The following is a 21,093-nucleotide window of genomic DNA, read 5'->3' as shown; positions in this document are numbered from 1 at the left end:
GCCCAATGCTCCTTTTATCTTCATCGAGGGATGATGGTCTGCTAATTGCGCCGTTCCGCTTCCAGACGAAGCTCAGGCCGCAGCATTCCCCGCCCTACCCCACCCGAATCCGCTTCCCATACCCCGTCATCTCCAGATACCCCCGCCCCACCTCGCGCCCGCCTTCCAGCGCCCGCACCGCCCCTTCCCAGTAGATCGCCCCGGTGGAGCGTCGGCTGTCGAGTTCCTGGTCATCGATCAAAGGCTGCAGCTCCAGCAGGCGCCTACCCACCTGCACCCGCCAGGCCACTGGCCAGTCGATGCCCGAACGGGGGGAGTGCCATTGGCGCAGGGGGGTGAAATGCACGGCCTCGGGTGGCAGCACCTGCCCGCTCTGGCCGGCGGGGCGCAGGGTGGCGGAGGACCACAGGGCCTTGCCGGTGGCGTCGCGCAGACGGAAGGCCATCAGCCCGCTGCCGTCGTCCAGATTGAGACCGATCCAGTCCCAGCCTTGGGCGCCTTCGGGGAGCAGTTCGCTGGACCATTCGTGGTCGAGCCAGGCCTGGCCGGTGACCGGCTGGGCGGTGCCGTCGAGAGTAAGCTGGCCGCTGACCCGTAACTGGGGGCGGCTGTAGTAGTAGCTGGCGTGGCGCGGGTCGGCGGCCTTGCGGCTGAAGCCGGCCTGCCCTTGCAGCAGCGGCGGGCCGTCGGGTTGCAGGTCGAGCTGGTAGGCAAAATCCGCGCCCTGGACGCGGGCGTGGTAGCCCCCGGGGCCCAGTTCGAAGCGCCAGTCGCCCAGCCAGACGCGGGTGGTGCCGGTGTCGAAGCCGGCATGGCCCGGGCCGACGCGGGCCGAACGTTCGTCGTGGCGCAGGCGGCCCAGGCGCGGGTCGGCGATGGCGGCGTGGGCGAGCACCAGCTGGCGCGGGGCGAAGGCGCTGGGGTTGCCTTCACCCAGGCCGGTGCGCACCCGGAAGAAGGTGACCTGGAAGCCCAGCGGGCTGCCGTCCGGGAGCTTGAGCCAGCCGGTGGCGTACCACCATTCGGTGCGGAAATCCGGGTGGGCACCGTGATCGGCCGGGAAGGCCAGGCGACGGCCGGGCAGCACCGGAGCAAACTCCACGGCGCCGGCGGGTGCGGCAGCGAGGCCGGCGAGGGCGAGCAGAAAGCGGCGGCGCTGCATCACCAGTCCTCCCGCACGGCCAGCACAGCGCTCTGCCCCATGGCCTGCCGGCCGGCCAGCACCGCCGCCACCGCGGCCAGGGCCACCAGCCCGGCGCCGAAGAACAGCAGGGACAGCCAGGGCACGTGCAGGTCCATGCTCCAGTGGAAGCTCTGGCGATTGACCACCTCGATCAGCACCAGGCCGATGGCCCCGCCGACCAGCATGCCACCGAGCACCCCCACCCCCGCGGCGAGGGCCCCTTCCCGGGCCAGCATGGCGCCGATCTGGCGACGGGTCAGGCCCAGGTGGCGGAGCATTCCGAACTCCCGTCGCCGCGCCGCTGCCAGGGCTGCAAAGCTGGCCGCCACGCCGGCCAGGCCGATGGCCACGGCCACTGCCTCGAGCAGGTAGGTGACGGCGAAGGTTCGGTCGAAGATACGCAGGCTGATGGCGCGGATCTCACCGGGCCGGGCGATCTCCAGGGCGCCGGGGCCAGCCAGGCTGGCCAGGGCATCGGCAATATCGTCCGCCCGGACGCCGGAGGCCAGATGCACCGCCGCATCGTTGGCCAGCCTGTCTCCCGTGAGCTGCCGGTAGTCGGCCAGACCGATCATCACCGCGCCGGTCTGGCGGGCGTAGTCGCGCCACACGCCGGCCACCGCCACCGGCACACTGCGGCCGGCCAGGGGCAGCGCCACCTGCTGGCCCGGCCACCAGCCCAGGAGATCCTGCAGCGCTTCGGAGATCCAGACGCGCGGCAGCGTGCCCGCGCCGCCCGCCCGCGCCACCAGGGGCAGGTCGCTGCCGTCTGCCGCCACCGGGCGGGCGATCAGGGCCACGGGCGGCTGGCCGCTGATGAGGCGCAGGGTGTCGTGGCGGATGAAGTCCACCTGGCCCACGCCGGGCTGCGCGGCGATGCGGGCCTGCAGGGCCTCATCCAGATGCCCGCTGCCGCTGGCCCGGCCCGCGCGCACATAAAGATCGGCAGGCAGGATCTGGCCCAGCCACTGGTCCACCGAATCCCGGAAGGAGGCCACCATGATGGCCATGGCCACCGCCAGGGCCACGCTGGTGAGCACCCCGGCAGCCGCCACCACCGCGTGGCCCGGCGCCGCCGACAGGCGAGCGGCAGCCAGACGCGCAGAAACGGGGCCGTCTTGAGGCAGCAGGCGCGCCAGCACGGCGGCCAGGGCCGGCAGCAGCAACACGCCGCCGGCCAGCAGACAGGCCACCGCCAGATAGCCCCCGAGGGGCAGCCCCTCCAGCGGTGGAATGAGGCAGGCGGGCAGGCTTGCCACCAGCACGGCCAGGCCCAGGCGCGGATGGCCCTGCCCGCCGCCCACGCTGGCCTCGTCGCCGGCCTTCAGGGCCCGGGCCGGCGAGACGGTGGCGGCCTCACGGGCCGGCAGCCAGGCGCCCGCCAGACCGGCGACCATGCCCAGCAGCACATACAGCGCGCTCACCCCGGGCTGGAACTGCAGTCGCGGGCTGAGCCCCGAAAAGTAGCCGGCCCCCAGATCGCCGCCCAGTACCGCCAGCGCGCCCCAGGCCAGGGCATGGCCGAGGGCCACGCCGAGCAGCCCGCCAAGCAGCCCCACCACCGCCCCCTCGGCCAGCAGCCAGCCGAACAGGGTGCGCCGGGCCAGGCCCACGGCCCGCAGAAAGGCAAACTCGGTGCGCCGCCGCACCACGGAAAGAGCCTGGGCCGAGAACACCAGGAAGCCCCCCGTGAGCAGGGCAATGGCCGCCAGCAGGGTCAGATTGACCCGATAGGCCCGGGACAGGTTGGCGGCCTCGTCCTCAGCCGCCTCGGGCAGCGCCACCACCACCCCGGCCGGCAGCCGGGCCTGAAGGGCCGCGCGGGCCGCCTCGGGCGCCACACCCTCGCGCAGGCGCAGGTCGATGCGGGTCAAGCGCCCGAGTCGGCCGAAATGCCACTGGGCGCCGGCGATGTCCATGACCGCGAGGCGTTGCCCGTCGTCCAGCCCGGGGAGATCGCCGGCCACCCGCAGGGCCAGCCGGCCCGCGCCGGCCTGGAAGTGCAGTACCTCCCCCACCTTGACGCCCAGGGCCTGGCGCGCGCCCTCGGTGAGGAACAGGGCGTCGTCGGCCAGCGCCGCGAAGCGCTCGCCCTCGTCGGCCGCCCGGGGCAACAGCCGGGGCGTGACCCGGGCCAGGGAGAACAGATCCACACCCTGAATGCTGAGACTTTCTTCCCGCCCCGCCAGGCGGGCATCGACTTCCACCACCGGGCTGGCGTCGGCCACTTCCGGGGCTGCGGCCAGCAGGGGATAGAGCGCTTCGTCGAAGCCCCCGCGCGGGCCGAGCACCTGCAGGTCGGCCTGGCCGGCCAGGGTGCGCAGGCCGCGGCCGAACTCGCTCAGGGCGGCCTCGTGCACGGCCTGCACGGCCATGCCCAGGGCCACGCCCAGCACGATGGCCACCAGGGAGAACAGGGTGGCCATACGGCGCCGGGCCAGGGAGCCGAGGAACACCGGGGCCAGCCTCATGGGCACAGGCCTTCCGGCGTGAGTCGCAGCACCCGGTCGGCGGTAGCCGCCGCCTCGAGGGAATGGGTGACCAGGATGCCGATGGCGCCGGCCTCGCGGATGCGCGTGGCCAGGAGTTGCAGCACCTTGCCGCCGTTGGCCGGGTCCAGGTTGCCGGTAGGCTCGTCGGCCAGCACCAGACGCGGGCAATGCACCAGGGCCCGGGCAATGGCGACGCGCTGCATCTCGCCGCCGGAGAGCTCCCGCGGCCAGCTGTCGGCGCGCTCCGCCAGGCCCACCGCGTCGAGCAGCTGGCTGGCCGGCACTGCCGCCGCGGCCGCATCCAGGCCCTGCAGCCACAGGGGCAGGGCCACGTTCTGACTCACCGTCAGGTGGGGCAGCACATGAAAGGCCTGAAAGACGAAGCCCAGCTTGTCCCGGCGCAGGCGGGTCAGGGCATCCTCGTCGAGCTGGCCGTAGTCCTCCCCGTCCAGGCACAGGCGGCCGCCATCGGGCCGGTCCAGGCCGGCCACCAGATTGAGCAGGGTGGACTTGCCCACCCCCGATTCACCAACGATGGCCACATATTCACCGGGCTGAAGCTGCAGTGACACCTCCCGCAGCACCACGCGACCATTGAAGTGGCGGGACAGATTTTGTATTTCGAGCATGGCGTATCAGAGGAGAGCGGGAACAGTCGGTTCCCAAGGTCGGCGCCTTAACCCGCGCAGGGTATACTCCGCGCGCCCATGCCCGTCGACCACTACGAAAACTTCCCGGTGGCCTCCTTTCTGCTGCCCGCGCACCTGCGCGAGCCAGTCGAGGCCATCTATGCCTTTGCCCGCAGCGCCGATGACATCGCCGATGAAGGCGATGCCGTGCCGGTGATGCGCCTGGCGCGCCTCAACGACTACCGCCGGGCCCTGCTGGCCATCGAGCAACAGCGCCCCTTTGACGACCCCAGCCTGGTGCCGATCTTCGAGCGCCTGGGGCGCAACATGCGGGCCTTCAAGCTGCCGGCCGGCCTGTTCCGCGACCTGCTCGACGCCTTCAGCCAGGACGTGGGCAAGACCCGCTACGCTGATTTTGCCGAGCTCTGCGACTACTGCCGCCGCTCCGCCAACCCGGTGGGCCGGCTGCTGCTATGCCTCTACAAGGCCGACAGCCCCGACAACCTGGCCCTGTCCGACCGCATCTGCACCAGCCTGCAGCTGATCAACTTCTGGCAGGACGTGGCGGTGGACTGGCAGAAGCAGCGCATCTACCTGCCCCAGGCTGACATGGAGCGCTTCGGCGTCACCGAGGCCTGTATCGCCGGCGGCCAGGTGACCCACAACTTTTCCGCGCTGATGGACTTCCAGATCCAGCGCGCCCGCCAGATGATGAACGAAGGCGCCCCCCTCGCCCGACGCCTGCCCGGCCGCATCGGCTGGGAGCTGCGCCTGGTGGTCCAGGGCGGGCTCGCCATCCTCGACAGGATCGAAGCCAACGGCTACGACGTGTTTGCACGCCGGCCCAAGCTCGGCAAGAAAGACTGGCTGCGCCTCGCCTGGCGCGCCGCCACACGGTGACTCCCATGAGCGACCCCCACGCCTATTGCCAGGAAAAAGCCGCCAGCAGCGGCTCCAGCTTCTACTACAGCTTCATGTTCCTGCCCCCCGAGCGGCGCCAGGCCATCACGGCCCTTTACGCCTTCTGCCGGGAGGTGGATGACGTGGTGGACGAATGCCACGACATGCAGATCGCCCAGACCAAGCTCGACTGGTGGCGCCACCAGGTAGCGCAGATCTTTGACGGCGAGCCCCAGCACCCGGTCGGCCAGGCCCTCAAGGACGTGGGCAAGCGCTTCAACCTGCCCCGGGAGCAGCTGCTCGAGATCATCGACGGCATGCAGATGGACCTGCAGCAGACCCGCTACCTGGACTGGAAGGCCCTGCACCTCTACTGCTACCGGGTGGCCAGCGTGGTGGGCCTGCTGTCGGCCGAGATCTTCGGCTACACCAACCGCCAGACCCTCAAGTACGCCCATGATCTGGGCCTGGCCTTCCAGCTCACCAACATCATCCGCGACGTGGGCGAGGACGCCCGGCGTGGCCGCATCTACCTGCCCATCGACGAACTGCAGCGCTTCAATGTGCCGGCGCGGCAGATCCTCGACGGTCAGCACTCCGACGCCTTCCGCGAGCTGATGCAGTTCCAGGCTGCCCGGGCCCGCCAGTTCTACGACCAGGCCTTTGCCCAGCTGCCCGACGAAGACCGCAAGGCCCAGCGCCCGGGTCTGATCATGGCCGCCATCTATCGCAGCCTGCTCGACGAGATCGAGGCCGACGGCTTCCTGGTGCTCGACCGGCGCACCTCCCTCACCCCGCTGCGCAAGATCTGGCTGGCCGGCACCACCTGGTTCAAGGGATGAGCGCCACGCCCCAGGTGGCCGTCATCGGTGGCGGCTACGCCGGCTTCGCGGCCGCCGTCACCCTGGCCCGGGGCGGCGCGCGGGTCAGCCTGTTTGAATCCTCCCGCACCCTGGGCGGCCGCGCCCGGGTGGTCGAAAAGCTCGACTACGGGCTGGACAACGGCCAGCACATCCTGCTCGGCGCCTACGACGAAACCCTGCGCATGCTGCGCCTGGTGGGGGTGCGCCCCAACGTCCTGGAAACACGGCGCCTGGCCCTGGTCTACCCCGGCCTGTGCGAACTCCGCGCCGCCCCTCTGCCCGCCCCGCTGCACCTGGCCATCGGCCTGCTGCGGGCCAAGGGCCTGAGCTGGGCCGACAAGCGTGCCATGGCCCGTCTGATGAGCCAGCTCAAACGCCAGGCCTACCGCGTCGAGCCCGACCGGCCGGTTTCCCGGCTGCTGGCGGACAGCGGCCAGACCGACACCCTCACGCGCCTGATCTGGGCACCCCTGTGCGTGGCGGCCCTCAATACGCCGGTGGATCAGGCCTCGGCCCAGGTCTTCGCCACCGTTCTGAAAGACAGCCTGGCCGCGGCGGCCTCGGCCTCCGACCTGTTGATCCCGCGGGTCGATCTCTCCGAGCTGTTTCCGGTACCCGCGTCCCGCTGGCTGGCCATGCGCGGCCATCAGGTGCGCACCGCCGAGCCCATCAAGGCCATCGAAGCCCATGAGGGTGGCTATCGGCTGGACGGTGACCCCTGGTCCACCCGCTACGATCAGGTGGTCATCGCCACCGCGCCCTATCACGTCGCCCCGCTGGTGGCCGGCCTGCCGGCCATGGCCCCGGTGGTGGCCTGCATCGACGCCCTGCACCACGAGCCCATCGTCACCAGCTGGCTGGCCTTCGAAGGGCCGGTGAAATTTCCCGAGCCGATGATCGGTCTGGACGGTGGATACGGTCAGTGGGCCTTCGACCGGGCAGCCCTCGGCGGCCCGGAAGGCCTGGTGGGGGTGGTGATCAGCGCCCGGGGAGCACACCAGGAGATCGGCCGGGAGGCGCTCGAGATCGCGCTGGTGGCCGAGCTGCAGCATGCACTGGGCCCCCTGCCCCCGCTCAGGTGGTCAAAGACCATTACCGAAAAGCGCGCCACCTTTGCGTGCACGCCGGGCCTGGTCCGGCCCGCTGCCGCCACACCGGAGCCGGGCATCTGGCTGGCCGGCGACTACGTGGACTCTTCCTACCCCGCCACCCTCGAGGCCGCCGTGCGCAGTGGCGTTGGCACAGCCCGCAGCATCCTCAAACGCTGCGGGCTGAAGGAAGGCTCATTGCTGATGGGCTGAGGCCCTCCCTCACCCCTCCACCAGCCGCCCCCCGGCCAGGCGCAGCGTCCGGCCACAGCGGGCGGCCAGGGCGTTGTCGTGGGTCACCAGCACCAGCGTTGTGTCGGCCTCGGCATTGAGGGAGAACATCAGTTCGATCACCGCATCGCCGGTCGCCACGTCCAGGTTGCCGGTGGGTTCATCCGCCAGTACCAGGGCCGGCTGGGGCGCAAAGGCGCGGGCCACCGCCACCCGCTGCTGCTCTCCGCCCGACAGTTGGCGCGGATAGTGCCCCAGACGCGCGCCAAGCCCGACCCGCCCCAGCCACAGCTCAGCCTCCTTGCGGGCATCGCCGCGACCGGCCAGCTCCAGGGGGAGCATCACGTTCTCCAGCGCGGTGAGCGCCGGGAGCAGCTGAAAGGACTGGAAGACGAAGCCGACGCAGGCGCCACGCAGGGCCGCACGCCCGTCTTCATCGAGGGCAAACAGATTCTGGCCGCGGATCGTCACGCTGCCGCCGCTCGGCTCGTCCAGCCCGGCCAGCAGGCCAAGCAGGGTGGACTTGCCGGAGCCGGAGGCACCCACAATGGCCACCGCCTCACCCGCCAGAATGCGGAAGGACACGTCGTCGAGAATGCGCAGGGTGCTGCCGTCATCGGCGGCAACGGCACGGGAGAGGCCGCTCACCTCGACCACCGGATCGAGGGCGGCGGCGGCAGAGGTGGAGTCTTGGGAGGTTCGGGTCAGCATGGTGATGTGGAGTGTGCCCAGGGCAATAGGTTCAGCGAAACGCCGGGATCCTCGTCATGATGCCCACCGCCGACAACCGGCGGATGACGCCAGGACGCAACCCGGACGTACAAAGGGCAGCCCGAAGGCTGCCCTTTGCCTGCCACGAGACCTAAATGCCTCAATCCACGTGGTAGTTCGGTGCTTCCTTGGTGATCTGCACGTCGTGGACGTGGGATTCACGGATGCCGGCCGAGGTGATCTCGACGAACTCGGCGCGGGAGCGCATTTCGTCGATGGTTGCGCAGCCCACGTAGCCCATGGAAGCGCGCAGGCCGCCCATCAGCTGGTGGATCACCGCCGTCACGGCGCCCTTGTAGGGCACGCGACCTTCGATGCCTTCGGGCACCAGCTTGTCCACGTTGCCGTCGTTCTCCTGGAAGTAACGGTCGGCCGCGCCCTGCTGCATGGCGCCCAGGGAACCCATGCCCCGGTAGGACTTGTAGGAACGGCCCTGGAACAGCACGGTCTCGCCCGGCGCCTCTTCGGTGCCGGCAAACAGGCCGCCCAGCATGACCACATTGGCCCCCGCGGCGATGGCCTTGGAGATGTCACCCGAGTAGCGGATGCCGCCGTCGGCAATCAGCGGCACGCCGGAACCGGCCAGCGCCGTGGCCACGTTGTCCACCGCGGTGATCTGCGGCACGCCGACACCGGCAACGATGCGGGTGGTGCAGATGGAGCCCGGGCCGATGCCGACCTTGACGCCATCGGCGCCGGCTTCGACCAGCGCCAGGGCCGCCGCCGCCGTGGCAATATTGCCGCCAATGACTTCGACCTGCGGGAAGTTCTTCTTGACCCAATTGACCCGGTCGAGCACACCCTGCGAGTGACCGTGGGCGGTATCCACGACGATCACGTCCACACCGGCCTCGGCCAGCAGCTCGGCACGCTCTTCGGTGCCGGCGCCCACGCCGATGGCAGCGCCCACGCGCAGGCGGCCCAGGCTGTCCTTGGCGGCGAGCGGGTGCTCGGTGGACTTCATCATGTCCTTGACGGTGATGAGGCCGGCCAGCTCGCCTGCGTCGTTGAGCACCAGCACGCGCTCGAGGCGATGCTTGTGCATCAGGGCACGGGCTTCATCGAGGCTGCCACCTTCCTTGACCGTGACCAGACGGGCCTGGGGGGTCATGATGGCGGAGACGGGCTGATCGAGATTGGTCTCGAAGCGGGTGTCGCGGTTGGTGACGATGCCGATGACCTTGCCGTTATCCACCACCGGCAGGCCGGAGAACTTGTGGGTGCGGGTCAGGGTGAGCACCTCGCGGACCGTCATGGTCGGCGGGATGGTGATCGGATCCTTGAGGATGCCCGATTCAAAGCGTTTTACCTTGGCCACCTCGGCCGCCTGCTGTCTCGGGGTGAGGTTCTTGTGAACGATCCCGATCCCGCCTTCCTGCGCGAGCGCAATGGCGAGGCGTGCTTCGGTGACGGTGTCCATTGCCGCGGACACCAGGGGAATATTCAGGGTAATGTTGCGCGTGAGTTTCGTCTGGAGGCTGACGTCGCGCGGGAGAACGCTCGAATGGGCGGGGATGAGAAGGACGTCATCGAACGTCAGCGCCTTCTGAATCACTCGCATAGCTTTAATCCCTTGAATCAAATCCGTATTATACGTAGCTTGCCGCTTACCGGCAAAAGCTTTGTCCTGACGGAGTCTCCAATGTTCCACAAACTGCTTTCCATGCTGCTGCTTTGCGCGGCCACCTCCGCTGCCGCTCAGAGCATTTACAGCTGGAAGGATGCCAACGGCCGGGTGCACTACTCCGACACGCCCCCCGCCGAAGGCAGCAAGACGCGCACCATCCGCCAGGCCCCCCTGGCGCCGACGGCCCCCGCGGCAGGCACCCCGGGCCAGCCCCGGCCCATCGTCGGCGAAACCTACGCCGAGAAGGAACAGGCTTTCCGCAAGCGCCGGGCCGAGGCGGCCGAGGCCGAGGACAAGGCACGCAAGGACCAGATCGAGGACGAGCGCAAGCAGAAGGAATGTGCCGACCTGCGCCGCTACCTGGCGGGCGTGAGCAACGGACAGCGCATGGGCCGCTACAACGATGCGGGCGAGGTCATCATGATGAGTGACGACGAACGCGCCGCCGAAGCCGAGCACACCCGCGCCACCCTGGAAAAGAACTGCAAGTAAGGCCGCCCGGCGCGGCCCGCGACATTCAGGCCGAAGCGTCTTCGGCCGGTCCTCCGCCCTTCTTCATCACCTTGCCCTCTTCGGCGCGTTTGCGCCGCACCTCCTTCGGGTCGGCGATCAGCGGCCGGTAGATCTCGACCCTGTCCTTGTCCCGCAGCACGGTGTCGGGCTTGACGAGCTTGGCAAACACACCGAGCTTGTTGCCCTTGGCGAGATCGATCTCGGGGTGTTTCTGGAGCAGGCCCGACGCCTCGATGGCCCGTTGCACCGTACACCCTTCAGGCAGGCGCAGATGCACGATCTCCTGGCGGTCGCGGAGGGCGTAGCAGACATCCACGTTGATCGAATCGCTCATCTCAGCTCCTGATGTAGATCTGCCCGGCACGCTTGACGAAGGAATCGACGAAAGTGTTGGCGATGTGGCTGAACACCGGGCCGACCGCCTTCTCGATGAGACGGCTGGAGAACTCGTAGTGCAGGTTGAACTCGACCTTGCAGGCGGCATCCCCCAGGGGGGTGAAGTCCCAGCTGCCATCGAGATGGGTGAAAGGGCCGTCGGTCAGGCGGATATGCATGTGCCGGGGGTAGTCCTTGTCGTTCTCGGTGCTGAAGTGGGACTTGATGCCGTGGTAGTTGATGTGGAGTGTGGCCTTGGTGACTTTTTCGTCGCGGGCATGCACCTCGCTCCCGCCACACCAGGGCAGGAACTTGGGGTAATCCTCGCAACGATCCACCAGATCGAACATCTGGGCCGGCGTGAACTCGATCAGGACAATTTTCTTGACGGCTGCCATCGGGGCGCGGGCGGACTACCGAGCTGTTAAAATGCGCGATTTTACGCGTCCGTTCAAGCCTACGCCAATGAGCATCATCGACAACCGCAAGGCCTTCCACGATTACTTCATCGAGGACAAGTACGAAGCCGGCCTCGTACTGGAGGGATGGGAGGTCAAGGCCATTCGCGCCGGGCGCGCCAACATCAAGGAAAGCTACGTGGTGATCCGTGGCACCGAGATCGTCATCGTCGGCATGCACATCACGCCGCTGGAGTCCGCCTCGACCCACATCCACCCGGATCCGACCCGCACCCGCAAGCTGCTGCTCCACGCCGAGGAGATCGCCAAGCTGATCGGCAAGGTGGAGCGCGCCGGCTACGCCCTCGTGCCCCTCGACCTCCACTACACCAAAGGTCGGGTGAAGGCTACCGTGGGTCTGGCCAAGGGCAAGAAGCAGTTCGACAAGCGCGAGACCGAGAAGGAACGCGACTGGGTTCGCGAAAAGGCACGCCTGGTGCGCGCCAAGGTCTGATCGGACGGGGCCCTATTCGGTTTCGCCGAGGGCCCACTCCACATCCAGCCGCTCCAGCGCGTCGGCGGGCTGGCAGGCGGCCGCCTCACCAAAGATCTGGTGGGCGCGCCCCTGGTACAGGTTGCCGAAGGCCAACGCCGTAGACCGTGCGTATTCGGCCAGCACCACCGGCGATTGGGGGTGCAGGGCCCGCGCCGCTTCGAAATGCTCGGTGACCGCATCACGGCGGGCACCGTAGGTGAAGGCCGCCATCATCGCGCCCACCTTGTCGATCACCTCGGCGTGATACACCCCCAGCCCCACGTGGGCATCCGCATGCCCGGGCTCCAGGTCGATGGCCTTCTGCAGGCTATCCCTAACCTTTCCGCCCAGCCCCTGGGCCAGAGCCCGGACCACCGAGATGTGCTGACTGAATCGCCCCAGCGCCAGTCCGTATACGTACCAGGCACTGGCCCAGTTGGGCGCCAGTTGCACCAGCGCAGAACAGGACTCCACCACATCGCGGAGGATGGCCACCCGCCGCGCCTCGTTCTCTTCGAGATGCGAGGCATAGACCGCTGCAGCCCGGGCCGACACCACCAGCCCGACGGGCCCGGCGGCCAAGCCACGATCCACCGCATCGGCGAAATCACCTGCGTGATAGGCACGCCAGGCCTCCTCCAGCAGCGGAACGACGATTTCCGGTGCAGCCACGCTGGGCTGCAGCGCAGGATTGGCCTGCAACAGCGCGCCCAGGCTGTCGGCTGAAGGATAGGGTTCCCGATCTCCACGATGCAGGCGCAACCAGTTGCTCTGGAGTGCCGTACCACCGTAGCGGTAGATCCGGTCACCATAGGGAAAGCGCTTCCAGGTACGTCGGTCTTCCGCCTGCTCTACCCCCGACGACTCGGTGCGCACGCGTGAACGTTTCAGGGCTCCGCTCCAGTCAAACGTCAGATGCATCAGCTGTGTTCTCCCTCGGATTGTCCGGATTATTTTTGTCGGCCCAGACTCCATGAACGCCGAAATCGCTGAAAACTACAGATCCGGTGGCCGAAGGGTAGCACCCTCGGCGCAGACAATCATGCCGCACTGCCGCATAGGGCTGCAGCGGCATCCATGAAGGCCGCCAACTGGATGTCAAGGGCCGTCAGACCACCCGCATCATGGGTGCTGAGGACGACCTCGACCCGACCATAGACGTTGAACCATTCGGGATGATGGTCGAGCTTTTCGGCCATCAGGGCGACACGGCTCATCCAGCCAAAGGCCGTGTTGAAGTCGGCAAAGCGATAGACCTTGCGGATGGCGTCCCGCTCCGGGGGCACCTGCCAGCCCGTCAGCGTGGCGAGCGCCGCCAGGCGTGCGGCGGCATCGAGTTTTTGCACTCTCATGTACGGCTCCTGAGGATCAACGCAGGGAAAAATCGACCCGGCTCACCCGGGCCTTGGGCTGCTTTCCATCGTCACCGCTGCGCGGGGCGAGGAGGAAGACGCGCTCGGCCGGCACCTTGCCCTGCTCCACCAGCCAGCCCTTGATCGCCTGGGCCCGCTGCTGGGCGAGCAGGCGCAGTTCGTCGTCACCGACCTGGATGCTGGCGAGGATCAGCTTTTCCATCTCGGCCACGGGCAGCTCCTTGGTCAGGCCGATCATGTTGCGGGGTTTGGGAAACTTCTCGCTGGCATAGACCCGGCCGAGCAGCACGGGGTACTCGGCCGGCGCAATCGACACCCGTCCGCCGTCCTCCACGGCCTCACCCTTCTTCGCCATGTCCTTCACCTTCAGGGCCTCCACCTTGCCGAGCAGCAGGGCCCGCTTGAGGCCTTCGGGATCATTCAGGGTATCCACCCGCCCGGCGATGTCGAGCTTGAGGCCGGGCTTGTCGGTCATGGCACGGGAGATGGCCTTCAGCTTGGCCTCGGCAGACTCCGGCACCCGGGCAAAGCCGGGGTCGAAATCCACCCACGCCAGCTCCTCGCTGTCACCGCCAAACACGGAGCCCAGCAGGGCAAAGGGCGAAGTCAGGGCCTTGCCGATGAGATTGACGATGACCTTGAAGACGAGGCCCCCGACGCTGAACTCCGGGTCATCCAGGGAGCCACCGACCGGCAGCTTGAGGTCGATCTCGCCCCGACTGTTCTTGAGCAGCGACACGGCCAGGAGCACCGGCAGCTTGAGCGCGTTCGGGCTGTCCACCTGCTCGCCGAAGGTGAGCTGGTCCAGGAAGATCTCGTTGGTGGCGGTGAGTTTGCGGTCTTCAACCTTGTACTTCAGATCGGCGGACAGCTTGCCTTTCTCGATACCGTAGCCCACATACTTGGCCGAGTAGGTGGACACCCCGGAGAGCTCGAAGTCCTTCACCGACGCATGGATGTCGAGGGCCCGGTCCTGCCGGAAGGGGTTGAGCTTGCCCACCACCTCCACCGGTGCGGCGTTGTCCACCCGGCCCCGCAGATCCAGCTCGGCAATGGTCCCCGGATCGGACGAGAGCCCCCGGAGCTGCCCGCCCATGCCCGTCAGGTTGGCGTCGTAGTTGGGGCGGATGAAACGATCACTGTAGGCAATGTTGCCCCCTTGCAGGGTGATGCGCTTGATCAGGATGGGTGGCAGCGGCTGGGCGGGTGCGCTGGCCTCGGCCGCTGCCTTCACCGCGGCCGCCTCTTTCTTCTCGGCAGCCTGCTGGGCAGTGATCTCACGGATGTTCAGCCCACCCTGGGCATCGAGGATCAGCCGGGTATAGAAATCACTCAGGGCGATCTCGTCGATGCTGACGGCCAGCGGTGACAGACGGATGTCCATGCCGCCGAAATGCAAGGATTTCCACTTGAGGAAATCGGTGGCATTACGCTTGTCCACCGAGGCAAAGTTGCCGATCGTGAGGGCGCCCTTGAAGCCGCCCTTGACGCCACCGGCCGCCGGAAGCTCGAAGGCCAGCTGCCCGCGGGAAGTGACATTGCCGCGGGTGATCGCAATCTTGACCTTCTCCGTCACATAGGGCTGAAGCATGGCCAGATCCACGGCCTTCATGTCCAGATCCAGGCTGCCGGCCAGCGGCGCCAGCCCCAACGTGCCCGCCACACCAACCTGGCCACGCTTGTTCACCGCCGCCTGCAGGTTCACCCTGGCCTTGCCGCCCTTCGCCGTGGTCAAGCCCTCCACCTTCAGGCTCAGGGGCTCGACATTGAGCACCACGGCGGGAGCCAGGGTCTGGTCCTCCAGCCTCACCCCCCAATCGTCGAGGGCGACACGCCTGACCTCCACCTGCCAGTCCCCGGCGGGGGCACCTCCACTGACGCGCCCCCTGGCAGCAGCCGGCTTCGGCTTTGCCGCTGCCACCGCACCACCGGCACCAGCCTCACCAGCAAGACGCTGAACGTTCAACAGCCCATCCTTGCCCCGCACCAGACCAAGCCGCGTCGCTTTGCCCAGGACCTCGCCAAGCACGACCTTGCGGCCCGCCACGTCCACGTCCGCATCCCGCAGCTCCAGCAGGCCGACACGGGCCAGCGGCTGCTTTTCGCCCTTGAGGCGAAGGCCCAGGTCGCTCAGCTTCAGGGACTCGGCCTTCAGCCCGATCCTGGGCTCGCCCCCGGCCAGGGACACGTCGTAGGCAAGCCGGGCATCGACCTTGCCCGACAGCACTTCGGTCTGCTTGAGGGCGGCCTCGAGATAAGGCTTCAGGGCCGGGACATCGACACCGGAGGCGACCAGCGTGCCGCTCGCCTTGAGGGGCTCGAGGACGACACTGCCCTTGTGTTCAAAGGTTTCCGCCGACTCGGTGGCGAAGCCGAAATCCACGGCTGCTGGCTCGCCGCCCGGCAGGCGCAGCCGACGCAAGGACAGGTGCAGATCCTGCAGGGTCTTGCGGTAAGGGCCGGCAGGCAGATCATCGGTGAGACGGACACGGCCACTCGCAAGCGTGAACTCGGCCAGGGACAGGGAAAACGGCTTGGGCTTGGGTGGGCTCGCCGGTGCCGCGGGCGTGCCCTGCGGGTCGGGCGTGCGGGGCCCGGGGCCCGGCTTGGGCACCAGGGCGAGCAGGCTCAGCTGGCCGTCCCGGTTGCGGCTCAGGCTGAGCTCGGGCTTGTCGATGGACACGGTACCGAGGGCCAGTTCACCGACCAGGGGAGCAAACTTGTCGACCCCCACCCGAACGGCGCCCAGCTTGATGGCCGGGCTGCCATCCGCGTGCTGGATCTCCACCCCGTCCAGGCCCAGTGTGCCCTTCACGCTCAAATCAGGCGCACCGCCGGGGGGCTGGGCGAAGCGCAGCTCCAGATCGCTGGAAAAATGCGCACCGGGCAGGCGGAAGGTCTTCTCGCCAGGAATGTAATCCACGTAACGGGTCAGGTCGAAACGATCGATCCGCAGCTTGACCAGGGACTCCCGATTCGCCGAAAAGGGCAGCGTCTTGCCGCGAACCTCGAAGGGCGCGTCATCCACCTTCAGCGCGAGCAGCGGCTCGACAAACGTGGTGACGTGGGACGGCATGTTGGAGACGAAGGGCAGGCCGAGCTCGACTTCGGTCAGGGCGTGCTTGCTGCCCTCGGGCCTGTCGTCAAAATCGACCCGCCCCTTTTCGATGCGGATGTTATTGACGGCAAAGTGGCTGGAAGAACCATCGTCCGGCTTGCTGAGGATCTCGTCGATCACATCCGACCAGTTGAAGCGCCGGCCCTCAAGGCGAACCACACTGATCACCGGTTCAACGAGCTTGAGCTCCTCGACCACGACCCCGCCGCGGAACAGGGATTCCAGCTCGACATTGACGTACAGCGAGGCAAAGCTTGCCGCCGTCGCGTCACTGTCCCGCTCCTGCATGCGAAAACCACGGACTTCGGCCGACAGGGTATAGGGATTGATGGAGACACCCTCGATGCTCACCGGCCGGTGCAGCAGATCGGACAGGGTGCTCTCGGCCGCCGATCTGACCAGCGGCGGCGCGATCAGGAAACCGGCCACACCCACCGCAGCAAGAACGCCTGCGCCCCACAGTGCCCATCTGACCGGCCGACCGGCCACGCGCACGTTCTGTCCCATCTCGTCGTGTCCCTTTTTCTCCGCGCCAGTTGCGCGGGCGAGCATTCCTGTATTCCGGAAGCCTAGCAGGGGAAGACAGTGCTGGAAATGAAGTTCTGCGCGGTGTTTGCCGTAACGCAAGCCGCAGTCTATCCTCCGGGCCCGTTCCCGCCCCCTTCGCCCCACCACCATGAACCACCCTGACAGGCATTCCCGCTACGACGTGATCGTGATCGGCGCTGGTGCCGCCGGCATGATGTGCGCCGCCGAAGCCGGCCAGCGCGGACGACGGGTACTGATCCTCGACCACGCAAGCAAGCTTGCCGAAAAGATCCGCATCTCCGGTGGCGGGCGGTGCAATTTCACCAATGTTGACGTGGGTATGGCGAACTACCTGTCGCGCAACCCCCAGTTCTGTCGCTCGGCCCTGGCCCGTTACACCCCGGCGCACTTCATCGGGCTGGTGGACCGGCACGGTATCCCCTGGCACGAACGCGAGCACGGCCAGCTCTTCTGCGACGACTCGGCCCAGGACATCATCGACATGCTGCGCGCCGAATGCGACGAGGGCCAGGTGAGCTGGGCCATGCCGTGCACGCTCCAGTCGGTCGCCTCGGGCAGCGAGCCGGACGCGCGTTTTGTTCTCGAGACCAACCACGGTCGATTCACCTGCGCCAGCCTGGTGGTGGCCACTGGCGGGCTGTCCATTCCCAAGATCGGCGCCACCCCCCTGGGCTATCGGATTGCCGAACAGTTCGGGCTCGCCATCGTTCCCCCCAAACCAGCCCTGGTGCCCCTGACCCTGCCGCCGGAGGAGCTCGCCATCTACAAGGAGCTCTCGGGCATGGCCTTCGATGCGGTGGCCGAGTGCGGGGCCGGGCGCTTCCGGGAGAACCTGCTGTTCACCCACCGGGGTCTGTCGGGGCCGGTGATCCTGCAGGCCTCGTCCTACTGGCAGGCACGGGACTACGGCGATGAGGATGGAGGCAGCCAGGTCACGGTCAATCTCTTTCCGGCCGAAAACGTCCGCGACTGGCTGGGGGAGCGTGCCCGCAGCAAGAGCCTGCTGGCCAACCTGCTCACCGAACGCCTGCCCAAGCGCTTTGCCCAGGCCTGGTGCGAGCAGCGGGGCTGGAACAAACCCACCCACCAGTTCAACGCCCGGGAACTGGACGCCATCGCCACCGCCCTGTCCGGCTGGGCGATCACCCCCAACGGCACCCTCGGCTACGCCAAGGCGGAGGTCACCCTGGGCGGGGTGGATACGCGCGCCCTGTCGTCAAAGACCATGGAGGCCCGCGACGTGCCCGGCTTGTACTTTGTAGGAGAAGTGATGGATGTCACCGGCCACCTGGGCGGCTACAACTTCCAGTGGGCCTGGGCCTCGGGCCACGCGGCCGGGCTGGCCGCCTGAAGTAAAAAGGCCCGCATGCGGCGGGCCTTTTCGTGCAACGGACGCGACAGCTTACTTGGCAGCAGCGGCGATGCCGTTCAGGATTTCCTGCTTGGCTTCCTCGACGGTACCCCAGCCCAGGATCTTGACCCACTTGCCCGGCTCCAGATCCTTGTAGTGCTCGAAGAAGTGCACGGTCTGCTTCATCAGCAGCTCGGGCAGGTCATCGGTGGTCTGAACCTTATCGTACAGCGGGGTCAGCTTGGAGACGGGAACCGCCACGACCTTGGCGTCAACACCGCCGTCGTCTTCCATCTTTAGCACGCCGACGGGGCGGCAGCGGATGACCACGCCCGGGGCCAGAGGGAAGGGGGTGACCACCAGCACGTCCACCGGGTCGCCATCGCCGGCGATGGTGTGGGGCACATAGCCGTAGTTGATCGGGTAACGCATGGACGTACCCATGAAGCGGTCAACAAAGATCGCGCCGCTATCCTTGTCCACCTCGAACTTGATCGGATCGCCCTGAGCGGAGATCTCGATGATCACGTTGATGTCGTTCGGAACGTCCTTGCCGGCCTTGACCTGATCGAAACCCATATCACTACCTCCCGTTATTAGATGTAAGACAGCGCAGCATTATATGTGAGCAGTGCTCACATCGGATAAACCCTGATGGCGGAAATCCGGTCAGCTCGCGTCAAAACCACAGTCTTCCACCACCGTGCGCAGGGCATTGGCGGAGACCTGCGCCGGATCATAGCCAACCCGTGCCTCGCCCTGCTCCAGCGAAACCGCCACGCTGGTCACCCCCGGCGTGGCCGACAAGGCTCCGGTCAGGTTCTTCACACAGCCCTGGCAGCTCATGCCGGCCACCTTGATGAGCACCTCTTCCATCGTGTTTCCTTTCAGTCTGATTTTCCGGGGCGCCAGCGTCTGAGCAGCAGGGAGTTGCTCACCACCGACACCGAACTCATGGCCATCGCCGCGCCCGCGATCACCGGGTTGAGCAGCCCGAAGGCCGCCGCAGGAATGCCGAGGATGTTGTAGATAAAGGCAAAGAACAGATTCTGGCGGATCTTGCCGAGGGTTGCCCGGGACAGGGAGATCGCATCGGCCACCCCGGCCAGGTCGTTGCGCACCAGGGTCAGGTCGGCGGCCTCGATGGCCACGTCGGAACCGGCTCCGATCGCAAAGGACACATCCGCCGCCGCCAGTGCCGGCGCATCATTGATCCCGTCCCCCACCATTCCGACCAGGCCCTCGCCCCGCAAGGCCGTGACGGCCTCGGCCTTGCCTTCCGGCATGACCTGGGCACGAAATTCGGTGATCCCCGCTTCAGCCGCGATCCGTGCCGCCACCGCGGGGTGATCGCCGGTCAGCATCACGACACGCACCCCCAGGCCCTGCAAGCGCGCCACTGCCGCCTTTGAAGTGGACCGCAGGGGGTCGGCGAGCCCCAGCGCACCGAGCGCCTTGCCATCTGCGGCCACACCAACCGGTGTCAGCGCCGCCCCGAGCAAGGGCTCGAGCAGCTCGGCCGGCAGGGGCGAACCCTGGGCAGCCAGAAAATCGGGCGAACCCACCACCACCCTCCGGTCGCCCACCCGTCCGGTGACCCCCTTGCCGCTGACAGCCTGAACCGCCTCGGGCAGGCTCAGCACCACACCGGCCTCTTGGGCGGCCGTGACCACAGCACGGGCCAGTGGATGGTGACTGGTCTGCTCCAGCCCGGCGGCCAGGGCCAGCAAGTCGTCGCGGGCCACACCGGCCACCATCCGTGCATCGAGAACGGCCGGACGGCCTTCGGTGAGCGTACCGGTCTTATCCACCACTAGCACCTTGATCTTCTCGGCCAGCTCCAGCGCCTCGGCGTTCTTGACGAGAATGCCGGCGCGGGCCCCCTGCCCCGTCCCGACCATCACCGCCGTCGGCGTGGCCAGGCCCAGCGCGCAGGGGCAGGCAATCACCAGCACGGCAACCGCATTGACAAGGGCCGGCGCCAGCTCGCCACCGAACCACCACCCGCCCAGAAAGGTGATGAGCGCGATCAGCACCACCGTCGGCACAAAGACGGCAGCCACCTGATCGGCCAGGCGTTGCACCGCCGGCTTGCCCCCCTGTGCCTGCTCCACGAGACGCACGATGCCCGCCAGCAGGGTCTCGGCGCCGACGCCGGTAGCCTGGCAACGCAGCACACCGTCACCGTTCAGCGTAGCGGCAAAGACCTGATCGCCGGCCACCTTGGCAACGGGCACACTCTCGCCGGTGAGCATGGCCTCGTCAGCCGACGATGCCCCCTCCAGCACCAGGCCATCGACGGGAACCGCGTCCCCCGGACGCAGCACGAAAACACTGCCGACCACCACCCGCTCCACCGGCACCTCGACCAGTTGCCCCGCCTCCTCGATCCACGCCATCGGTGGCTGCAGGCGCAGCAGGGCCTCGATGGCCGCCGAGGTGCGGGCACGGGCACGGGCCTCCAGCAGCTTGCCGAGGAGCACCAGGGTGATGATGCTTGCCGAGGCTTCGAAGTAAACATGCAGGTCGTGGCGCCCAAGGACAACCACCGCCAGACTGAAAAAGTAAGCCACGCTGGTGCCCAGGGCCACCAGCACATCCATGTTGGCACCGCCACCGCGCAGGGACGCCCACGCACCGGTGTAAAAACGCCTGCCGATCCAGAACTGGACGGGCGTGGCCAGCAGGCACTGCAGCCAGCGGGGCAGCAGATCCGCATGATGGCTGCCCGCCATGTCGGCACCGAACATGCCGAACATCTGGATGAGAAAGGGAAAGCTGAACCCGGCCGACAGCCAGAACAGCCGCAGCTCGGCGGCCACCTCGCCGGCTTTGCGGGCCTTGTCGGCCTCCCGGTCGCGCACGGTCACGGGGGTTGCGGCAAAGCCGGCCTTGGCCACGGCCGCAATGATCGCCGCCGGCTCAAGCGTGCCGGGCGCATAGCGGACACGCGCGGTTTCCGCGGCAAAATTGACGCTCGCCTCGACACCGGGCAGGCGATTCAGAACCTTCTCGAGGCGCGCGGCACAGGCTGCACAGGTCATGCCGCTCACGGAAAAATCGCTCTGCACGTCCTGGCTCACCGTACTGCTCCCTA

At 67.7% G+C, this 21,093-nt stretch carries 19 protein-coding genes; 6 read left to right on the top strand and 13 right to left on the bottom strand.

What is annotated here, in order from left to right; genetic code table 11:
- Positions 1–94: 94 nt before the first annotated feature.
- The 3 genes from L6Q67_RS00300 to L6Q67_RS00290 are packed head-to-tail and all read right to left on the bottom strand — an operon-like array spanning position 95 to position 4,304.
- Entirely contained in the window at positions 95–1,162 is a 1,068-nt protein-coding gene (locus tag L6Q67_RS00300; RefSeq protein ID WP_296563442.1) for a lipocalin-like domain-containing protein, read from the bottom strand.
- Positions 1,162–3,654: an FtsX-like permease family protein gene (locus tag L6Q67_RS00295; RefSeq protein WP_296563439.1), complete on the bottom strand. Its 2,493-nt coding sequence runs from the start codon at positions 3,652–3,654 to the stop codon at positions 1,162–1,164. Before L6Q67_RS00295 ends, L6Q67_RS00300 begins: the two co-directional genes overlap by 1 nt.
- Positions 3,651–4,304, bottom strand: coding sequence for an ABC transporter ATP-binding protein (locus L6Q67_RS00290; RefSeq protein WP_296563437.1), 654 nt, complete (start codon positions 4,302–4,304; stop codon positions 3,651–3,653). Before L6Q67_RS00290 ends, L6Q67_RS00295 begins: the two co-directional genes overlap by 4 nt.
- 78 nt (positions 4,305–4,382) lie before the next feature.
- Between L6Q67_RS00290 and hpnC the strand changes: the two genes are divergently transcribed.
- Genes hpnC through hpnE form a run of 3 tightly spaced genes read left to right on the top strand, consistent with a single transcriptional unit; the run spans position 4,383 to position 7,368 of the window.
- On the top strand, positions 4,383–5,204 hold the full coding sequence (hpnC, locus tag L6Q67_RS00285; protein WP_296563434.1) for a squalene synthase HpnC: 822 nt from the start codon (positions 4,383–4,385) through the stop codon (positions 5,202–5,204).
- A 5-nt stretch (positions 5,205–5,209) separates the two neighbouring features.
- A complete protein-coding gene (hpnD, locus tag L6Q67_RS00280; protein ID WP_296563430.1) occupies positions 5,210–6,046 on the top strand; it encodes a presqualene diphosphate synthase HpnD in 837 nt (278 codons plus the stop codon).
- Positions 6,043–7,368: a hydroxysqualene dehydroxylase HpnE gene (gene hpnE / locus L6Q67_RS00275; RefSeq protein WP_296563428.1), complete on the top strand. Its 1,326-nt coding sequence runs from the start codon at positions 6,043–6,045 to the stop codon at positions 7,366–7,368. Before hpnD ends, hpnE begins: the two co-directional genes overlap by 4 nt.
- A gap of 9 nt (positions 7,369–7,377) precedes the next feature.
- Here the strand turns inward: hpnE and L6Q67_RS00270 are convergent, their stop codons facing one another.
- Both L6Q67_RS00270 and guaB read right to left on the bottom strand, forming a co-directional pair.
- Positions 7,378–8,097 (bottom strand): ABC transporter ATP-binding protein, encoded by a 720-nt coding sequence (locus tag L6Q67_RS00270; RefSeq protein ID WP_296563425.1) that lies wholly within the window; start codon positions 8,095–8,097, stop codon positions 7,378–7,380.
- Positions 8,098–8,257: 160 nt separating this feature from the next.
- Positions 8,258–9,718 (bottom strand): IMP dehydrogenase, encoded by a 1,461-nt coding sequence (gene guaB, locus L6Q67_RS00265; protein ID WP_296563422.1) that lies wholly within the window; start codon positions 9,716–9,718, stop codon positions 8,258–8,260.
- 81 nt (positions 9,719–9,799) lie between these two features.
- On the opposite strand from guaB, the gene L6Q67_RS00260 reads away from it, so the two are divergent.
- Positions 9,800–10,276: a DUF4124 domain-containing protein gene (locus L6Q67_RS00260; RefSeq protein ID WP_296563419.1), complete on the top strand. Its 477-nt coding sequence runs from the start codon at positions 9,800–9,802 to the stop codon at positions 10,274–10,276.
- 25 nt (positions 10,277–10,301) lie between these two features.
- Here the strand turns inward: L6Q67_RS00260 and L6Q67_RS00255 are convergent, their stop codons facing one another.
- Both L6Q67_RS00255 and L6Q67_RS00250 read right to left on the bottom strand, forming a co-directional pair.
- A complete protein-coding gene (locus L6Q67_RS00255) occupies positions 10,302–10,631 on the bottom strand; it encodes an RnfH family protein (RefSeq protein ID WP_296563416.1) in 330 nt (109 codons plus the stop codon).
- A 1-nt stretch (position 10,632) separates the two neighbouring features.
- Positions 10,633–11,070 (bottom strand): type II toxin-antitoxin system RatA family toxin, encoded by a 438-nt coding sequence (locus tag L6Q67_RS00250; protein WP_296563413.1) that lies wholly within the window; start codon positions 11,068–11,070, stop codon positions 10,633–10,635.
- Between the two features lie 67 nt (positions 11,071–11,137).
- Between L6Q67_RS00250 and smpB the strand changes: the two genes are divergently transcribed.
- A complete protein-coding gene (gene smpB / locus L6Q67_RS00245; RefSeq protein WP_296563410.1) occupies positions 11,138–11,584 on the top strand; it encodes an SsrA-binding protein SmpB in 447 nt (148 codons plus the stop codon).
- Between the two features lie 12 nt (positions 11,585–11,596).
- Here the strand turns inward: smpB and L6Q67_RS00240 are convergent, their stop codons facing one another.
- The 3 genes from L6Q67_RS00240 to L6Q67_RS00230 form a co-directional block, all read right to left on the bottom strand.
- Entirely contained in the window at positions 11,597–12,526 is a 930-nt protein-coding gene (locus L6Q67_RS00240; RefSeq protein ID WP_296563408.1) for a hypothetical protein, read from the bottom strand.
- Positions 12,527–12,645: 119 nt separating this feature from the next.
- Positions 12,646–12,957, bottom strand: coding sequence for a 4a-hydroxytetrahydrobiopterin dehydratase (locus L6Q67_RS00235; protein ID WP_296563404.1), 312 nt, complete (start codon positions 12,955–12,957; stop codon positions 12,646–12,648).
- Positions 12,958–12,973: 16 nt separating this feature from the next.
- Positions 12,974–16,648: a DUF748 domain-containing protein gene (locus L6Q67_RS00230; RefSeq protein WP_296563391.1), complete on the bottom strand. Its 3,675-nt coding sequence runs from the start codon at positions 16,646–16,648 to the stop codon at positions 12,974–12,976.
- Between the two features lie 124 nt (positions 16,649–16,772).
- Here L6Q67_RS00230 and L6Q67_RS00225 point away from each other — a divergent pair, with 124 nt between their 5' ends.
- Complete coding sequence (locus L6Q67_RS00225; protein ID WP_296563389.1) at positions 16,773–17,996, top strand: NAD(P)/FAD-dependent oxidoreductase; 1,224 nt, start codon at positions 16,773–16,775, stop codon at positions 17,994–17,996.
- Between the two features lie 51 nt (positions 17,997–18,047).
- Here the strand turns inward: L6Q67_RS00225 and ppa are convergent, their stop codons facing one another.
- The 3 genes from ppa to L6Q67_RS00210 all read right to left on the bottom strand — a co-directional run bounded on the left by ppa (position 18,048) and on the right by L6Q67_RS00210 (position 21,079).
- Positions 18,048–18,575, bottom strand: coding sequence for an inorganic diphosphatase (gene ppa / locus L6Q67_RS00220; protein WP_296563386.1), 528 nt, complete (start codon positions 18,573–18,575; stop codon positions 18,048–18,050).
- A gap of 90 nt (positions 18,576–18,665) precedes the next feature.
- Positions 18,666–18,872 (bottom strand): heavy metal-associated domain-containing protein, encoded by a 207-nt coding sequence (locus tag L6Q67_RS00215; protein ID WP_296563383.1) that lies wholly within the window; start codon positions 18,870–18,872, stop codon positions 18,666–18,668.
- Positions 18,873–18,883: 11 nt separating this feature from the next.
- Positions 18,884–21,079: a cation-translocating P-type ATPase gene (locus tag L6Q67_RS00210; RefSeq protein ID WP_296563380.1), complete on the bottom strand. Its 2,196-nt coding sequence runs from the start codon at positions 21,077–21,079 to the stop codon at positions 18,884–18,886.
- Positions 21,080–21,093 lie beyond the last annotated feature (14 nt).

Origin of the sequence: Zoogloea sp. (genome assembly GCF_023150065.1) — a bacterium.
Taxonomy (GTDB): domain Bacteria; phylum Pseudomonadota; class Gammaproteobacteria; order Burkholderiales; family Rhodocyclaceae; genus Zoogloea.
This window is presented reverse-complemented; position numbering and strand designations above follow the sequence as displayed.

What these genes read in the sequence shown, in the direction of transcription:
- L6Q67_RS00255 (WP_296563416.1), bottom strand. Translation starts at nt 10,631, where the DNA reads ATGAGCGATTCGATCAACGTGGATGTCTGCTACGCCCTCCGCGACCGC.
- L6Q67_RS00270 (WP_296563425.1), bottom strand. Translation starts at nt 8,097, where the DNA reads ATGCTGACCCGAACCTCCCAAGACTCCACCTCTGCCGCCGCCGCCCTC.
- L6Q67_RS00260 (WP_296563419.1), top strand. Translation starts at nt 9,800, where the DNA reads ATGTTCCACAAACTGCTTTCCATGCTGCTGCTTTGCGCGGCCACCTCC.
- L6Q67_RS00290 (WP_296563437.1), bottom strand. Translation starts at nt 4,304, where the DNA reads ATGCTCGAAATACAAAATCTGTCCCGCCACTTCAATGGTCGCGTGGTG.
- L6Q67_RS00250 (WP_296563413.1), bottom strand. Translation starts at nt 11,070, where the DNA reads ATGGCAGCCGTCAAGAAAATTGTCCTGATCGAGTTCACGCCGGCCCAG.
- L6Q67_RS00235 (WP_296563404.1), bottom strand. Translation starts at nt 12,957, where the DNA reads ATGAGAGTGCAAAAACTCGATGCCGCCGCACGCCTGGCGGCGCTCGCC.
- smpB (WP_296563410.1), top strand. Translation starts at nt 11,138, where the DNA reads ATGAGCATCATCGACAACCGCAAGGCCTTCCACGATTACTTCATCGAG.
- L6Q67_RS00230 (WP_296563391.1), bottom strand. Translation starts at nt 16,648, where the DNA reads ATGCTCGCCCGCGCAACTGGCGCGGAGAAAAAGGGACACGACGAGATG.
- hpnE (WP_296563428.1), top strand. Translation starts at nt 6,043, where the DNA reads ATGAGCGCCACGCCCCAGGTGGCCGTCATCGGTGGCGGCTACGCCGGC.
- L6Q67_RS00240 (WP_296563408.1), bottom strand. Translation starts at nt 12,526, where the DNA reads ATGCATCTGACGTTTGACTGGAGCGGAGCCCTGAAACGTTCACGCGTG.
- guaB (WP_296563422.1), bottom strand. Translation starts at nt 9,718, where the DNA reads ATGCGAGTGATTCAGAAGGCGCTGACGTTCGATGACGTCCTTCTCATC.
- L6Q67_RS00295 (WP_296563439.1), bottom strand. Translation starts at nt 3,654, where the DNA reads ATGAGGCTGGCCCCGGTGTTCCTCGGCTCCCTGGCCCGGCGCCGTATG.
- L6Q67_RS00215 (WP_296563383.1), bottom strand. Translation starts at nt 18,872, where the DNA reads ATGGAAGAGGTGCTCATCAAGGTGGCCGGCATGAGCTGCCAGGGCTGT.
- L6Q67_RS00300 (WP_296563442.1), bottom strand. Translation starts at nt 1,162, where the DNA reads ATGCAGCGCCGCCGCTTTCTGCTCGCCCTCGCCGGCCTCGCTGCCGCA.
- ppa (WP_296563386.1), bottom strand. Translation starts at nt 18,575, where the DNA reads ATGGGTTTCGATCAGGTCAAGGCCGGCAAGGACGTTCCGAACGACATC.
- hpnC (WP_296563434.1), top strand. Translation starts at nt 4,383, where the DNA reads ATGCCCGTCGACCACTACGAAAACTTCCCGGTGGCCTCCTTTCTGCTG.
- hpnD (WP_296563430.1), top strand. Translation starts at nt 5,210, where the DNA reads ATGAGCGACCCCCACGCCTATTGCCAGGAAAAAGCCGCCAGCAGCGGC.
- L6Q67_RS00225 (WP_296563389.1), top strand. Translation starts at nt 16,773, where the DNA reads ATGAACCACCCTGACAGGCATTCCCGCTACGACGTGATCGTGATCGGC.